Genomic DNA, 367 nt, shown 5'->3' with positions numbered 1-367 from the left:
TTTGAACAAGCCTATCTCCAGGAACGATCCCGCCGTGATCGGTGCGGCGGATTTCTTCGCCCGCTCCGCCGCGCGGCTCGGCTTCGACGTTCCGCCCGGCCTCTACGATCCCAACATCATTCCGGCCTCGGGCGATCCCGGCACCGACAAGATGCTCGAGATCATCGCGCGCGAGCAGCCGGTGCGGCCGGCGGCGGTCTTGATCGCGGTGGTCGATCATCCCGAGCCGACCATTCTGCTGACGCAGCGTTCGGCGCATCTGAACGACCATGCCGGCCAGATCGCATTCCCCGGCGGCAAGATCGACGCAACCGACCGCTCGCCGCTCGATGCGGCGCTGCGCGAGGCCGAGGAGGAGGTCGGGCTG

1 protein-coding gene is annotated in these 367 nt (G+C 67.8%); it reads left to right on the top strand.

The features are described 5' to 3' along the window. Position 1: 1 nt before the first annotated feature. On the top strand, positions 2-367 hold a 366-nt coding region (locus tag IVB32_RS02340; protein WP_247409677.1), incomplete at its 3' end, for a CoA pyrophosphatase.

Source organism: Bradyrhizobium sp. 23 (assembly GCF_023073295.1).
In the GTDB taxonomy this organism is placed as follows: domain Bacteria; phylum Pseudomonadota; class Alphaproteobacteria; order Rhizobiales; family Xanthobacteraceae; genus Bradyrhizobium; species Bradyrhizobium canariense_D.
This window is presented reverse-complemented; position numbering and strand designations above follow the sequence as displayed.